This is a genomic window from Acidomonas methanolica (genome assembly GCF_004346035.1).
Taxonomy (GTDB): Bacteria; Pseudomonadota; Alphaproteobacteria; order Acetobacterales; family Acetobacteraceae; genus Acidomonas; species Acidomonas methanolica.
Genome location: NZ_SLZN01000001.1, coordinates 95,109 through 109,433 on the forward strand (window position 1 = coordinate 95,109; position 14,325 = coordinate 109,433).

The window sequence follows — 14,325 nt, forward strand, 5'->3', positions numbered from 1 at the left end:
CGCGCTCTCTGCCAATATCTATTTCCTCACGATTCAGTCTGTAACGCCAGCGCCCGCACGATCCCGCCCAGATCGCTCCGCCGCGCGACCACTTTCAGGCCCTGCGCGCGTCCGAGGGCCGTGACGGCGTCATCCTGCCCCTGCCCCAGTTCGAGAAGTCCGACCCCGCCCGGCGTCAGCATCCCGGGCAAGGCGCGGCTCAGTGCGCGATAGGCGTCGAGCCCGTCCCTTCCCCCATCCAGCGCCCGCTCCGGCTCATAGCGAGACACCTCCGGCATCAGACCCGGAATCGCCGTGCTTTCGATATAAGGCGGGTTGCTCAACACCACATCGAAACGCGCATCGAGCGCCTCGGCCCAGTTCCCGCACAGAAAGACCGCCCGGTCTCCAAGCCCGTTTTCCAGCGCATTGTCGCGCGCCAGCAGCGCCGCATCAGGCGAAAGATCGATGCCCACCCCCCGCGCCTGCGGATATTCCGCCAGTGCCGCGAGGAGCAGCGCCCCCGTTCCCGTTCCCAGATCGAGAACGGAACGCACGGCACTCCGGTCCGGACGAAGTTCCAGCAACGCCTCGATCAGCGTTTCCGTATCCGCGCGCGGAATCAGGGTCGCGGGCGAGACGCGGACATCCAGCGACCAGAATCCCGCCCGTCCGGTGATGAACGCCAGCGGTTCCCGCGCCGCGCGGCGTTTCAGCCCCTCCCGGAAGCGCCGCGCCGCCACGGCTTTCAGGCTCACCCGCCCGAGCAGCCCGGTCAGGTCCGTTCCCGCAGCCCACCCCGCCAGCAGGCGCGCCTCGCGGCGGGCATCGTCGATCCCGGCCGCAGCCAGCAGCACCGCCGCCTCGTTCAGCAATGTCGCCAGCGGAATATCCGCGTCATCTGTCGCTTTTTCACTCATCCTGCGCCGTCATCCGTTATATTGAGCGCCATGAACAGGCTTTTCCTCTTCCTGACCATTTTGTCCGCCTGCCCGTCCCTCGCTCACGCAGGCAGTTTCACGGTGATCGACCAGCGCGCGCCCGATGAAATCTCGGAAGTCTCCCGCCTCTATGTGGACGGCAATCTGGCCGCCGTCTTCAAGCTGGGCCCCGATATTTCCTCCCTGACGCGGCGGATCGAAACCCCGGCCGGGCGCGTGAACCACGACTATGCGCTTTGCGGAGAAATCACGATCCTGACCGAGGACGGACGGCACGAAACCCATCAGGTCAGCAGCGAAGGCATTCTCCGCCATCCGGACGGCCATCAGTTCGAAGCGCTGGGCGCGGATAATTTCACGGATTTCTATCTGCACGATCTGGAGGACGACGCGACCGTCGAGCACCATGCCGGCAAGGCCCGGGTCTGCGCCGCGCCGATCACCTGACCACCTCAACCCGGGAGACTGTTCCCTGAAGCAGTCTTTTACAGCCCTTCCGCGGCGAGCAGGGCCGACTGCTCGTCCCGTGCCAGGGTATCGACGATTTCGTCGAACTCTCCCAGCATCACACGGTCGATCTTGTGCAGCGTCAGGTTGACCCGATGGTCCGTCACCCGCCCTTGCGGAAAATTATAGGTCCGAATCCGCTCGGACCGGTCGCCCGTCCCGACCTGGGACTTGCGGTCCGCCGCCCGCGAGGCATGGGCGAGCGCGCGCTCCCGCTCATAGAGCCGGGCGCGCAGGATCTTCATCGCCTTCGCCCGGTTCTTGTGCTGGCTCTTCTCTTCCTGCATCGCCACGACGATGCCTGTGGGAAGATGCGTGATCCGCACGGCCGATTCCGTCTTGTTGACGTGCTGCCCCCCAGCGCCGGAGGCACGATACACGTCGATCCGCAACTCCGTCTCGTCGATGGCGACATCAACCTCCTCCGCTTCCGGCAAGACCGCCACGGTCACGGTCGAAGTATGAATGCGCCCCTGACTTTCCGTCGCCGGAACGCGCTGGACGCGGTGCACCCCGGATTCGTATTTCATCCGCGCGAAGACACCCCGGCCGGAGATCGTGGCGATCCCCTCGCGCAAGCCGCCCAGATCGCTCTCGGCATATTCCATGACCTCGAAGCGCCAGGAATTGAGATCCGCGAACCGCCGATAGGCGTCGAACAACTCGCCGGCGAACAGCGCCGCCTCGTCGCCGCCCGCGGCCGGGCGGATTTCGAGAATGGCGCTGCGCTCATCCGCCTCGTCACGCGGCAGGAGCGCGAAACGAAGCGCCTGCCGCAGCGCAGGCAAGCGCGATTCGAGAACGGCGATCTCCGCCTCGGCCAGATCCCGCATCTCGGAATCGGCCAGCAGACTCCGCGCCGCCGCCAGATCCCGCTCCGCGGCGCGACAGGCCGCAATCGACGCCACCACGGGTTCGAGATCGGCGAATTCACGCGAGGCCTGGACGAACTCGTCGCCCCCGACTCCCGCCGCCATCAGTGCCTGCAACTCCTCATGGCGCGCGACAATGCGCTCCAGCCGTTCTTCCAGCGTCACGGACTCACCGTTCCGCCGCGAGCAGGGCCGGAAGATCGGCGAGCGGCACCGCGCGTTGGGCGCGCAGACGCAGATCGCGCAGTTGCGCTTCTCCCCGGGCCAGTTCCTCGTCGCCCATCAGCACGACATGAGAGGCATTGGCCTTCACGGCACGCTCCATGCGCTTCTTCACCGATCCGCGCAGATCCAGTTCCGCCCGCAATCCTGTTTCGCGCAGGGATTGCGTGACGGCGATGGCCGTCGCCGTCATGTCGTCTCCCATGGGCAGAACGACGATGGTCGCGGGAGCCTCCGGCGCCGCGTCCAGCAAAAGCGCCAGACGCTCGATTCCTCCGGCCCAGCCGATCGCTGGCGTCTGCGGGCCGCCCATTTCCGCCACCAGACCGTCATAGCGCCCGCCCGCAAGAACCGTCCCCTGCGCGCCCAGCCTGGTCGTGGTGAACTCGAACGCCGTGTGGCTGTAGTAATCCAGCCCCCGCACGATTCGCGGATTGACGACGAACGGCACGGAAAAAGCGTCCAGCCCCCGCCGCACCCCGTCCCAGAACCGACGCGAATCCTCGTTCAGAAACCCCTCCAACGCCGGCGCGTCATCCAGCAGCGCCCGGTCCTGCGGCGATTTGCTGTCCAGAATGCGCAGGGGATTGGCTTCCAGGCGCGCCCGGCTCTCTTCGGACAGCGCCTCCGCGCGCTCCCGGAAATACGCCACCAGCGCCGCCCGCCAGGCCGCCCGGCTCTCCGGATCGCCCAGCGTGTTGAGTTCCAGCGTCACATCCCCGCCCAGCCCCAGAGCCCTGAGAATGGCGTAGCCCATGGCGATCGTTTCGGCATCCATCAGAGGATCGGCGGACCCGAGCAGTTCAGCGCCGATCTGGTGAAACTGCCGGTAACGCCCCTTCTGCGGCCGCTCATAGCGGAACATCGGACCGTTATAGAAAACCTTCCGCGGCAGGCTCTGCGTCAGCCCGTTCGTCACCAGCGCGCGACAGATCGACGCCGTTCCCTCCGGACGCAGCGTAAGACTTTCCCCGCCCCGGTCGGGGAAGGTGTACATCTCCTTCGTCACCACATCCGAGGTGTCGCCCAGCGTGCGCGAGAACACCCGCGTATCCTCGAAAACGGGTGTCGCCCATTCCTCATAGCCGTAGCTCGCCGTGACCCGGCGGGCGGTCTCGACGACATGGGCGTGGCGGCGCGCATCCTCGCCGATCAGGTCATGGGTGCCGCGCGGCGGCTGAAGCTGGCTCATCGAAAAATTTTCAAATCAGGCAACGGGGTCCATCTGTTTCGCCGTGGCGTTCTCCACCATCCCGGCCTCGATCGCGGCGATCTTCTTCTCCACCAGATCGACGATATGCTCGATCATGTCCGCACCGTCCATGGTGTGGTCCTGCTTGCCAGCCGCATAGACCATGTGCCGCCCGGACCCGCCGCCCGTCACGCCGATATCGGTCATCAGCGCCTCGCCCGGCCCGTTCACCACGCAGCCGATGATGGAGAGCGTCAGCGGCGTCTTGATATGCGCGAGACGGTCTTCCAGCGTCTGCACCGTCTCCACCACATTGAACCCCTGACGCGCGCAGGACGGGCAGGAGATGATCTTCACCCCGCGATGGCGCAGCCCCAGCGACTTGAGAATATCCCAGCCGACGAGCACCTCCTCCTCCGGTGGCGCGGAGAGCGAGACGCGCATCGTATCGCCGATCCCCGCCCAGAGCAGGTTCCCCAGTCCGATCGACGATTTCACCGTTCCCGCGCGCTTCGACCCCGCCTCGGTGATGCCGATATGCAGCGGATGGTCGCACGCCTCGGCAAGCTGCTGATAGGCGGCGACAGCCATGAACACGTCCGACGCCTTCACGCTGATCTTGAACTCGTGAAAATCGTGGTCCTGGAGGATCTTCGCGTGCTCCAGCGCGCTTTCCACCAACGCCTCGGGGTTCGGCTCGCCGTATTTCTCCAGCAGATGCTTCTCCAGCGAACCCGCATTCACGCCGATACGGATCGAGCAGCCATGATCCTTCGCCGCGTTCACCACCTCGCGCACGCGCTCCGAACTGCCGATATTGCCCGGATTGATGCGCAGGCACGCCGCCCCGGCCTTCGCCGCCTCGATGGCGCGCCTGTAGTGGAAATGGATGTCCGCGACGATCGGCACATTCACCTCATGCACGATCTCCGCGAGCGCCGCCGTGCTCTCCTCGTCAGGGCAGGAGACGCGCACGATATCCACCCCCGCCAGCTCCGCCCGGCGGATCTGCTCGATCGTCGCCTGTGCGTCCGAGGTCAGCGTGTTGGTCATGGTCTGCACGGAAATCGGCGCATCCCCGCCTACCGCCACCTTGCCGACATGAATCTGGCGCGACTTGCGACGTTCGATATGCTGATACGGGCGATAGCTGCTCATGATCCGTGTCCTTTACGCGCCGGCCTCGCGAGCCGACGTTTCCCGGTGCGTGGAAAACCTTCCAACGCTCTAGCGCGGTTGGTCCGTTTGATCCAGTTGCGGTTGTGCCATTTTGCCGGAAGGCGGCTTGACGCCGGACGCGCCGCCCGTCACGGAGCCGTCGCGGATCGCCTCGGCGGAAACCAGCAGATTGCGCAGCACCGCGCCCGACCTGCCCAATGGCGGGGTCGTCACGCCGCCGCTGCTCAGCGTGATTCCGCCCGCATTGCCCACCGTGATCCGGTAGGGCGCGCCCGATGCGGGCGCCTCCCAGCTTTCCCCGGCCTTCAACACCTTGTTGAGCACCACGGCCCCCGACTGGTCGCGCGCAGAAATCCAGGCATTCGCCGAGGCGTGCAGAACGATCCCGCCCGCCTCTTTCGCCTCTGCATCAGGTGCTGCGTCAGGCGTGGCGACGGGAGAGTCCGGCGAAGAGACAGGAGGCTGAGCGGGCGGCGGCGTCTCGGGCTGCGACACGAAAGGCGCGGTGGACGGCGCGGGAGCCGGCATGGCCGGCGGCGACGCATTCGCCTGGGCGCTCTCCGTAGCTGCATTTCCCGCCGCCGCACCGGATGTCGCCCCAGAAGAAGACGGCGCAGAAGAGGACGGCGCACGAGAAGACGGGGGAGCGGGCGCGGGACTCGGCGTCGCCCCCGGGTCCGGCATCACCGAAGCCACCTGCGGCGAGGTGCTGCCCTTCGTCGTCACGCCGGGCATGACGTCGCTGACCGGCGGCACGGGCCGCGCGGGAGCGATCTCCTGCCCGCCTGAAAAATGATAATACCCGACATAGGCCAGCACGATCACCGCCAGCCCGGCCCCGATCCACAGCCCGACAGGCGCTCCCCGCTCCGAGACCGGCTGGGGGAAGACAAGCTCCTGCTTGCGGTCCAGCTCGCCCTGCGCATCCTGCCGGAACCGCCGGACCACGCGATCCACATCCATGTCCAGCGTCTCGGCATAACTCCGCAGGAAGCCCACGGCATAGGCCGCGCCGGGCAGATCCCGCACGCGCCCGGCTTCCAGCGCTTCCAGATAGGACTGGCGAATCCTCAGCCAAGCCGCCACATCCGCCAGCGACCATCCCAGCGATTCACGCCGCGCGCGCAATTCGTCTCCCAACGTCGCGCTCTGATGAGAGCGTGCGCTTTCATCATCCGGCGCGGCGTTCGGACGGTTCATACCGAGCGCCCGACCCCTTGGCCGCGCCGCGCCAGCGCAGCCACAGCCTGCGCGACCAGCTCGTCGATGATCTCGCGAACCGGGCGAACCGCCTTCACCATGCCCACGGACTGACCCGCCATCACCGAGCCCTCCTCCACATCACCCTCGATGACGGCACGCCGCAAGGCTCCTGCCCAGAAATGCTCGATCGCAAGCTGCGCGTCCTCACGCGAAAGCTCCCCGGTCTGGAACCGGCGCACCGTTTCTGCCTGATGCGCCATGAAGCGCCGAGTGCCCCCATTGGTCAACCCACGCACGGGAATGACAGGAAAACGTTCATCAAGCTGAACGGATGTCACTGCGTCCCGCGCATTGGCGCGCAGAAAAGCCGTTTTGAAATTCTCATGGGCGATGCTCTCCGTCGAAGCGGCGAACAGCGTGCCGAGCTGGGCGCCCGACGCGCCCTGCTCGAGATAGCCCAGCACCGTATCGCCCCGCGCCAGACCGCCCGCCACGAAGACCGGCACATCGCGGATATGCGGCAGGATTTCCTGCGCCAGCACATTGAGCGAAACCGGCCCCACATGGCCGCCCGCCTCGGAGCCCTCGATCACCAGCGCCTCGATGCCGAGCTTCACGAGACGCTTGCCCAGCGCCAGCGCGGGCGTGAACGCCACAACCCGTGCCCCGCCATCGCGCACTTTCCGGATCGTCGCCGCCCCCGGCACCCCACCCGCCAGCACGATATGCCCGACACCCTGCTCCAGACAGGTATCGACCAGCGCCTCCAATCGCGGGTGCATGGTGATCAGATTGACGCCGAAAGGCCGCGTCGTCAGCGCCTTGGTCGCCGCGATCTCCTCGGCCAGCCGGGCAGGCTCCATCGCGCCGCAGGCGATGACGCCGAACCCCCCGGCATTGGAAATGGCGGACACCAGATGCCGTTCGCTGACCCAGGACATCGCGCCGCCCAGAATGGCGACCTCGCTGCCCAGAAAATCGCACCCGCGCTGCCAGAGCGCCTGAAGCGTCCGCCGGGCCTGCGCCTGCGCCGTATCGGAACTCTCGATGATGGACGTCCCGCTCATTTCAGACTGCATCCAGCCCATAAGCGGTATGCAGCGCACGCATGGCAAGCTCCGTATACTCCGAATCGATCAGCACGGAAATCTTGATCTCGCTGGTGGAAATCACCTGCACATTGATACCGCGATCCGCGAGCGTCTGGAACATCGTGCTGGCGATCCCGGTATGCGACCGCATCCCGATCCCGACCACGCTGATCTTCACGACGTCATCGGCCGGCTGCAACTCGCCGTAGGAGATGTCCTCGCGGCAGGCTTCCAGAACGTCGAGCGCGCGCGCGCGGTCCGCCTTGCCCACCGTGAAGGTCAGGTTCGTCATGCCGTCCGCGCCGGTGCTCTGCACGATCATGTCCACATTCACATGCGCGCGCGCCAGCGGCGTGAAGATCGCCGCCGCGATGCCCGGCCGGTCCGGAATGTCACGGATGGAGATTTTCGCCTCGTCCGTGGAGTAGGCGATGCCCGTGACAACCTCGTTTTCCATGATCTCGTCCTCATCCACCACAAGCGAGCCGCACCGCTCCGTCTCCGGCTCGAAGCTCGACAGCACCCGGACACGCACCTTTTCCTTCAACGCCAGCCCGACGCTGCGCGTCTGCAACACTTTCGCCCCCACCGAGGCGAGTTCCAGCATCTCCTCGAAAGCCACCCGCTCCAGCTTGCGCGCCTTCTTCACGATCCGCGGATCGGTCGTGTAGATCCCGTCCACATCGGTATAGATATCGCAGCGATCCGCGCGCACCGCCGCCGCCACGGCCACGGCCGACGTATCCGAGCCGCCGCGCCCGAGCGTGGAAATCCGCCCGTCGGGCGCGATCCCCTGAAACCCCGCGATCACCGGCACCTCGCCGGCCTCCATGGCCGCGATCAGCGCCGCGCCCTCCACCGCGTCGATCCGCGCCTTGCCGTGCGCGTCGTCCGTGCGGAGCGGAATCTGCCAGCCCTGCCAGGAGCGGGCGGCCACGCCCAGCTTCTGCAGGGCGATCGCCGTCAGCCCGCTCGTCACCTGCTCGCCGCTCGCCACCACCGCGTCATATTCGCGCGGATCGGCGACAGGATCGAGGCTGTGGCAATAGCCCACCATGCGGTTCGTGACTCCCGCCATCGCCGAGACGACCACCGCGACCTGATGCCCCTTGTCGCGCTCGATCCTGACCCGCTCCGCCACGGCGCGGATGCGATCGAGATCGGCGACGGAGGTGCCCCCGAACTTCATCACGATACGAAGGGCTGAGGAAGGGCTGGACATCGTGCACGTGGCTCCGATACGAAACGGGCATGGCCTTCCCTCTTGCCCATCTTTCCGCTCACCCCCTTGCAGGCGTGACCGGACTTGGCGATCAGGGACAGGAAAGGCCGCGTCACATACAGACTCCCGTGCCGAACGTCCAGTGCGGAGCCGTTCCGTCAGGGCGTCTCAGGCGCCGCAGATAAGGTATCCCATGTCCACCTCATCCGTTTCGCCGGGCGAGATCGCCCGCTTCAGCGCACTCGCCGAGCGCTGGTGGGACCCGGTCGGCCCGATGCGCCCGCTTCATGAGATGAATCCGCTGCGCACCGGATGGGTGGACGCCCGGCTGCGCGCGCTGCACGCCGCGCGGGCGGGCGGCGGGGCGGGCCGCCTCTCCCTGCTCGATATCGGATGCGGAGCGGGACTGGCCAGCGAGGCCTTCGCGCGGCTGGGCCATGACGTGCTCGGCCTCGACGCCTCGGAGGAGGCGATCGCCGCCGCCCGCGCGCATCTCGCCGGCCACGACCTGCCGCCCTCCGCGGGCGCGCTGACCTATCGCGCGGGCAGCGCGGAAGATCTCGCGGCGGAACATGCGCGGTTCGACGTGGTGACGGCGCTGGAAGTGATCGAACACGTGACCGATCCGGCTGCGTTCCTGCGCCTGCTCGCGGAGCTGACCAAGCCCGGCGGCACCGTCGCGGTCTCCACCATCAACCGCACGATCCGCTCGCTCGCCGTCGCGAAGATCGGCGCGGAATACGTCGCCCGCCTCCTGCCGCGCGGCACGCATGACTGGGCGCGGTTCCTGCGTCCCGACGAACTCGCCCGGATGGCGCGGTCAGCCGGTCTCCGCATGACGGATATCGCCGGAATGAGCTGGGCCCCCCTCCCCTGGCCGCCGTCATGGAAGGCGACGCGCGACACGTCGATCAACTATATCGCCGTCTTCACCCGAGACTGAGCGGGAGCCCGACGCGCCGGATCAGGGTTTCGGCATCTTGCAGGCCGCCCCCATCGGCGGCCCGGCATAACGCGTCCAGCTCTGCGTCTCCCCCAGAAAGGGGATGCCGAGAATATAACCCCGCAGCTTGAGCACGCCGCGTTGGGGAGACCAGATCATCGAATCATATTGCCGCCCGGTCTGCGGATCGAGAATGGTGCCGTGCCACCGCCCGTCATCCTGGCGTGTGAAGCCCGTCAGCATCACCAGCCCACATTCCGGCCGCCCCCAGACATCCTTCGGCATTTCGGCGTCGTAATCCAGCCCGACGAGCCGCCCGCAAAGCTGCCCGCCGCCGCAATGCCCGATCAGGAACACCCCGTCTCGGTCCTGCGCGAGCCAGTAGCCCTCGACGGCCAGGGGAGGTGTGCCCACCGTCTGGGCATATACCGGCCAGTCAGGCGCCAACCAAGACGTTGCGAGCGCGGCCGCCAGCGCCAGAACGGCGGCGAGACCCGCGTTACGCATCCGCCGACCGCACCCAGGGAAGGGTCGCATACTCCACCCCTTCATCTTCCAGCCGCTCGCGTTGCGTCATGGTCATGGTGCCGTAAATCCCGCGCTCAGGCAGCGTTTCCCCCTGTTCCTGAAGGGTATGCCGCCGCAGGGCTTCCTCCGCGAACCTTTCCCCCACATTCTCACATTGAGCTTCGACCGTCCTGCGCAAACGTCGCAACAACGTCAGCATCGCCTCCGGCCCCGGCCCCGGCCCCGGCGACTGCGGCTGCGTCTCGGCAACCGGCGCGGCCTCGGCACGCCTTGCGATGGCGGGGGCCATCAGCGCTTTCTCGACCGACGCGTCGCCACATTCCGGGCAGATCACCAGCGCTCTTCGCGCCTGCTCCTCGAACGCCGCCCCATCCCGGAACCAGCCTTCGAATCCATGCCCGTGTCCGCAGCGAAGCTGATAGCGGATCATGCGGCCCCGAGCAGCGCGTCCAGTTGCCCGGACCGCTCCAGCGCCATGAGATCGGTGCATCCGCCGATCGCCCGATCATCGATGAAAATCTGCGGCACCGTCCTGCCGCCCCCCGAGCGCGCGACCGCCTCGTCCCGCGCGGGCGTCCCACGCGGCGCGTCGATCTCCGTGAAAGCGACCTTCTTGTCCCGCAGCAACGCCACCGCCTGATGGCAGTAGGGGCAACCGGGCTGGGTATAGATTTCGACCTTAGACACGCATGCCCTCCTCAAACTCCTCTGACTCCCCGCCCGCCCGCGCGACCGTCAGCAGGTCGACCGACCGCGCCCCGGCCGCCAGCAGGGCGCGCGCGCAATCCCCGGCCGTGGCCCCGGTGGTCAACACATCGTCGACAAGCAAGACACACCGTCCACGCACCTGCTCCACCTGCCTCGCAGGGACGCCGATCGCTCCGCTCACCACCGTTTTCCGCTCTTCCGCCGACAGCCGCGCCAAGGGAGTGGTCGAACGAAGACGCCGGAGGAGTCCGGGAGCATAGATCGGGCTTTCCCCGCCTTTCGACAAGACTCTGGCGAGAAGCGCGCTCTGATTGTATCTTCTGCGCCACATGCGGCTGAAATGCAGCGGCACGGGCACGAGAAGATCATTGGCCGCCAGCAGATCGGGCGCGGCCTTCCGCATCTCCCCGGCGAGAAACCGCGCAAGCTCCGTGCGATCGCCGTATTTCAGCCCGAAGATCAGATCGCGCGCCACCGGGCCATAAATGAAAGCCGCGTGATGCCGCCGCAGCGGCACGGGCGCATCGATGCGCGGTGCGGGCCTGATCTGTCCGGCGCAGGCCGCGCAAAGCATCCGATCCCACGACGCCGGGAGCATCGCGTCACATGCCGGGCATCGTGGCGGAAGGACGAAATCGAGAAGGCGACGCGGCCAGAACGCGACCAGCGCGCCGGACATGTCCTCACTCCTCAAGCGTCAGAACCACCCGCGAGGCGTCGATCAGAAGCTTGCCCGCGTTTTCGAACGTGACCGTGACCCGCGTTCCGATCGCGGACTGCACCTGCCCGCGCCCCCATTCGGGATGATCCGGATGGGAGACGAACTGGCCGGGTTCGAGGAAGGAGTCGAAGACTCGTCCGCTGCCCATGGCCCCTCCGCTCCCTTTCGGGCTGATCCTGTCAGACGTATTTCTTCAGGAACTCGTGCACCGCCGGCGCGAGATCCTCGCGGTCGAGCGAGAAGGCGATCTGCGCTTCGAGGAAACCGATCTTGTCGCCGCAGTCATAGCGCGTGCCGTCATAGCGCAATCCGTGGAACGGATGATGCCCGATCATCTTCGCCATGGCGTCGGTCAGTTGCACTTCCCCGCCCGCGCCCTTTTCCAGCTTCGAGAGATGCTCCAGCACGTTCGGCAGCAGGACATAACGCCCGATGATGGAAAGATTGGACGGCGCGTCCTCAGGCTTGGGCTTTTCGACCAGGCCCTTCACCTCGACCAGCTTTCCGTCATCCGCGCCAATATCGAGAATCCCGTAACGATGCGTATGCTCGTTCGGAACCTCGGACACGGCAACCACATTGCCGCCCGTCTGGTTATACGCATCCACGAGCTGGCCGACGCAGCTCCGGCCGCCGCTCTTCACGACGTCGTCGGGCAGCAGGATGGCGAACGGATCGTCGCCGATGAACGTCCGCGCGCACCAGATCGCATGACCCAGCCCCAGAGGCTCCTGCTGGCGCACGGCGGAGAGCGACCCGGCCTCGATGCTGCTCGGCTTCAGAATGTCCAGGGTGCTGAGCCGGCCGCGCTCGCGCAGAGTCGTTTCGAGTTCGAAGGCGACATCGAAATAATCGATCAGGCTGTCCTTGCCGCGCCCGGTGATGAGGCAGAACTGATCGATCCCCGCTTCGCGCGCCTCGTCGATCGCATACTGGATCAACGGTCGGTCCACGATGGGAAGCATTTCCTTGGGCATGGCCTTGGTGGCCGGAAGAAATCGTGTTCCGAGGCCCGCGACTGGGAGGACCGCTTTCTTGAGAGGCTTGACCACGTTAAGCTCACCCCGAATTTGCATATGGTGACACTGATGGAAGGCGCTCCCACCAGCAGATTGTTACGCCATGTCGCATGTCAACGCATCGACACGACGCGCGTTCGTTCCGGCCGGTACGGCAGCCGAAACTATCTCGCCTCCATGGCAAGAGAATGGCAACCGGCGCCGTCTGACAAGATACTACCTGCCATTGACGACACCGCTCCATTGCAAATTTTTCATGAAACATGGTGCGGTCGAGAAGACTCGAACTTCCACAGGGTTTCCCCCACAAGCACCTCAAGCTTGCGCGTCTACCATTCCGCCACGACCGCATCGTGACAAGCTGCCCGCCTTTCGGCGTGACCGCTCGGGTGAGAGGGGCTATAGCCGAAGCCCAAGAGAGGGGCAATGACCGAAAACGATATTTTTTCCAGAATCGCCTGGGCCCGCAGCGACACCCCGGTTCCCTATGAAAAGGCTGTGGATTTCATGGAGAATCGCGCCCGCGCCATCAGCGAGGGCAAGGCGGGCGAACTCCTCTGGTCGCTCGAACATCCCGCCCTCTTCACCGCCGGAACCTCCGCCCGTCCCGAGCATCTGACGAACCCGCGCAACCTTCCCACCCACAAGGCCGGGCGCGGCGGCCAGTGGACCTATCACGGCCCGGGCCAGCGGCTCGTCTATGTGATGCTTGACCTCACGCGGCCGCACGGCGCCGTCCCGCCGCGCGACCTGCGGGCCTTCGTCGCCGCCCTGGAGCGCTGGATCATCGCCGCCCTCGCCGCGTTCGACGTCCGGGGCGAGACGCGCGACGGCCGCGTTGGCGTCTGGGTCACGGACCCGCTGACGCGTCGGGAAGCCAAGATCGCGGCCCTGGGTATCCGCGTGAGCCGCTGGGCGAGCTGGCACGGCGTCTCCGTCAATCTCGACCCCGACCTGACGGATTTCGAGGGAATCGTTCCCTGCGGCATCAGCGAGTTCGGCGTCACCAGCCTCGCCCGCTTCCAGCCCGGCCTCACCATGGCCGATCTCGATTCAGCCCTTGAAACCGCCTGGGCAGACATCTTCCGGCAAACGCCTCTCGCAACGCCTCAGCCGGAAGAAACGGGTTGCACGTCATAGAAGCGCAGTTGCACATGGTGATCGCGGGCGTCCACCCCGTCCAGCCCGATCAGCCGCAGTCCCCCCGATCCGTCCTTCGCGAATTGCAGCGTCAGCCGCCCTTGGGACGGATTGTCCGCCTGTGAGGCGGAAAGCTGCACCACGCCCGCCGTCTCCTGCACGGACGTCACCTGAATCCCGTTATTGAAGTGGAACGGCACGCGCAGGAACAGTCCCAGAGGATTGCGTGCGAGGGAGAGCCGCGTCACCGCGCCGCTGACCTCATCCGTCATGACGATGCGCCCGTCACCGGCGACCAGATGCATGACATGCGGCGTGTCATAGGCGAGTCGCAACTGACCGGGAGTGAAGACGAAGCGGCCGCCGCTCGTCGCTCCTGCCTCCGGCCCCGTCTGCAAAAAACGCCCCTGCAACCCCGTCACGCCGTCGAGATAGGCTTCGACATGCCGCGCGGTCGCCTGCTGCTCCGGCGGCAGGCCGGACAGACCGCCCGTCGCACAACCCGCCAGCGCCACCGCCGAAACCAGCGCCGCGCATAAACGCCTCATGCCCGTTCACTCAGAACGAGGGACAGAGCATGCAACCCGCCCGCGAATTCGTCCGCCAGCGCCTCATGCACCAGCCGATGCCGTTGCACCCGGCTCAGTCCCTTGAACCGCGCGCTCGCCATGGCGATGTTGAAATGCGTCTCGCCCGCGCCGCCCAGTTCCCGCGCCGAGGCGTGATGGGCATGGCGCGCGCTTTCATCCCGTATTTCCAGCGTCTCGGGCGCGAACTCCGCCTTCAATCGTCTCCCGATCCGCTCGGCCCGCGTCTCGCTCACCATTCCGCTTCCTCCAACATTTCGGGTCTTGCAAC

At 66.4% G+C, this 14,325-nt stretch carries 18 protein-coding genes and 1 tRNA gene; 3 read left to right on the forward strand and 16 right to left on the reverse strand.

Translation table 11 applies throughout. The features are described from left to right. Window positions 1-26: 26 nt before the first annotated feature. Window positions 27-899, reverse strand: a complete 873-nt coding sequence (prmC, locus tag EDC31_RS00460) for a peptide chain release factor N(5)-glutamine methyltransferase (protein WP_132126866.1) — start codon at window positions 897-899, stop codon at window positions 27-29. 30 nt (window positions 900-929) lie between these two features. Here prmC and EDC31_RS00465 point away from each other — a divergent pair, with 30 nt between their 5' ends. Then, a complete protein-coding gene (locus EDC31_RS00465) occupies window positions 930-1,367 on the forward strand; it encodes a hypothetical protein (protein ID WP_042061429.1) in 438 nt (145 codons plus the stop codon). A 38-nt stretch (window positions 1,368-1,405) separates the two neighbouring features. Here the strand turns inward: EDC31_RS00465 and prfA are convergent, their stop codons facing one another. The 6 genes from prfA to EDC31_RS00495 form a co-directional block, all read right to left on the reverse strand. Beyond that, on the reverse strand, window positions 1,406-2,464 hold the full coding sequence (gene prfA / locus EDC31_RS00470) for a peptide chain release factor 1 (RefSeq protein ID WP_042061427.1): 1,059 nt from the start codon (window positions 2,462-2,464) through the stop codon (window positions 1,406-1,408). Between the two features lie 4 nt (window positions 2,465-2,468). Beyond that, window positions 2,469-3,713 (reverse strand): histidine--tRNA ligase, encoded by a 1,245-nt coding sequence (hisS, locus tag EDC31_RS00475; RefSeq protein ID WP_042061425.1) that lies wholly within the window; start codon window positions 3,711-3,713, stop codon window positions 2,469-2,471. A 15-nt stretch (window positions 3,714-3,728) separates the two neighbouring features. Further along, window positions 3,729-4,871 (reverse strand): flavodoxin-dependent (E)-4-hydroxy-3-methylbut-2-enyl-diphosphate synthase, encoded by a 1,143-nt coding sequence (gene ispG, locus EDC31_RS00480; RefSeq protein ID WP_042061423.1) that lies wholly within the window; start codon window positions 4,869-4,871, stop codon window positions 3,729-3,731. A 69-nt stretch (window positions 4,872-4,940) separates the two neighbouring features. After that, the gene (locus tag EDC31_RS00485; RefSeq protein ID WP_052512177.1) at window positions 4,941-6,092 is read right to left on the reverse strand and encodes a helix-turn-helix domain-containing protein; all 1,152 of its coding nucleotides are present in this window, start codon (window positions 6,090-6,092) and stop codon (window positions 4,941-4,943) included. After that, the gene (locus EDC31_RS00490; protein WP_042061421.1) at window positions 6,089-7,162 is read right to left on the reverse strand and encodes an NAD(P)H-dependent flavin oxidoreductase; all 1,074 of its coding nucleotides are present in this window, start codon (window positions 7,160-7,162) and stop codon (window positions 6,089-6,091) included. Before EDC31_RS00490 ends, EDC31_RS00485 begins: the two co-directional genes overlap by 4 nt. A gap of 1 nt (window position 7,163) precedes the next feature. Beyond that, window positions 7,164-8,408, reverse strand: coding sequence for an aspartate kinase (locus EDC31_RS00495; protein WP_243697785.1), 1,245 nt, complete (start codon window positions 8,406-8,408; stop codon window positions 7,164-7,166). Between the two features lie 193 nt (window positions 8,409-8,601). On the opposite strand from EDC31_RS00495, the gene ubiG reads away from it, so the two are divergent. Further along, window positions 8,602-9,351 (forward strand): bifunctional 2-polyprenyl-6-hydroxyphenol methylase/3-demethylubiquinol 3-O-methyltransferase UbiG, encoded by a 750-nt coding sequence (gene ubiG / locus EDC31_RS00500; RefSeq protein WP_132126867.1) that lies wholly within the window; start codon window positions 8,602-8,604, stop codon window positions 9,349-9,351. Window positions 9,352-9,372: 21 nt separating this feature from the next. Here ubiG and EDC31_RS00505 read toward each other — a convergent pair whose 3' ends face one another. From EDC31_RS00505 to EDC31_RS00535, 7 genes are all read right to left on the reverse strand, one after another. Continuing rightward, window positions 9,373-9,858 carry a DUF2147 domain-containing protein gene (locus EDC31_RS00505; protein ID WP_052511857.1) on the reverse strand — a complete coding sequence of 162 codons (486 nt, stop codon included), beginning with the start codon at window positions 9,856-9,858 and terminating at the stop codon, window positions 9,373-9,375. After that, the gene (locus EDC31_RS00510; RefSeq protein ID WP_042058220.1) at window positions 9,851-10,309 is read right to left on the reverse strand and encodes a DUF1178 family protein; all 459 of its coding nucleotides are present in this window, start codon (window positions 10,307-10,309) and stop codon (window positions 9,851-9,853) included. Before EDC31_RS00510 ends, EDC31_RS00505 begins: the two co-directional genes overlap by 8 nt. Continuing rightward, entirely contained in the window at window positions 10,306-10,566 is a 261-nt protein-coding gene (gene grxC / locus EDC31_RS00515) for a glutaredoxin 3 (protein ID WP_042058222.1), read from the reverse strand. The genes EDC31_RS00510 and grxC overlap by 4 nt, the downstream gene beginning before the upstream one ends. Next, the gene (locus EDC31_RS00520; protein ID WP_052511858.1) at window positions 10,559-11,266 is read right to left on the reverse strand and encodes a ComF family protein; all 708 of its coding nucleotides are present in this window, start codon (window positions 11,264-11,266) and stop codon (window positions 10,559-10,561) included. Before EDC31_RS00520 ends, grxC begins: the two co-directional genes overlap by 8 nt. A 4-nt stretch (window positions 11,267-11,270) precedes the next feature. Further along, window positions 11,271-11,456, reverse strand: a complete 186-nt coding sequence (locus EDC31_RS00525) for a DUF3553 domain-containing protein (protein ID WP_042058224.1) — start codon at window positions 11,454-11,456, stop codon at window positions 11,271-11,273. A gap of 31 nt (window positions 11,457-11,487) precedes the next feature. Next, entirely contained in the window at window positions 11,488-12,384 is an 897-nt protein-coding gene (gene galU / locus EDC31_RS00530) for a UTP--glucose-1-phosphate uridylyltransferase GalU (RefSeq protein WP_186819971.1), read from the reverse strand. Between the two features lie 207 nt (window positions 12,385-12,591). Continuing rightward, window positions 12,592-12,677 (reverse strand) — tRNA-Leu (locus tag EDC31_RS00535). A 76-nt stretch (window positions 12,678-12,753) separates the two neighbouring features. On the opposite strand from EDC31_RS00535, the gene lipB reads away from it, so the two are divergent. Next, window positions 12,754-13,467 (forward strand): lipoyl(octanoyl) transferase LipB, encoded by a 714-nt coding sequence (gene lipB / locus EDC31_RS00540; RefSeq protein WP_042058228.1) that lies wholly within the window; start codon window positions 12,754-12,756, stop codon window positions 13,465-13,467. On the opposite strand, the gene EDC31_RS00545 is transcribed toward lipB, so the two are convergent. After that, complete coding sequence (locus EDC31_RS00545; RefSeq protein ID WP_042058229.1) at window positions 13,437-14,015, reverse strand: LolA family protein; 579 nt, start codon at window positions 14,013-14,015, stop codon at window positions 13,437-13,439. The genes lipB and EDC31_RS00545 overlap by 31 nt on opposite strands. After that, the gene (locus EDC31_RS00550) at window positions 14,012-14,293 is read right to left on the reverse strand and encodes a BolA family protein (RefSeq protein ID WP_042058230.1); all 282 of its coding nucleotides are present in this window, start codon (window positions 14,291-14,293) and stop codon (window positions 14,012-14,014) included. The genes EDC31_RS00545 and EDC31_RS00550 overlap by 4 nt, the downstream gene beginning before the upstream one ends. Window positions 14,294-14,325 lie beyond the last annotated feature (32 nt).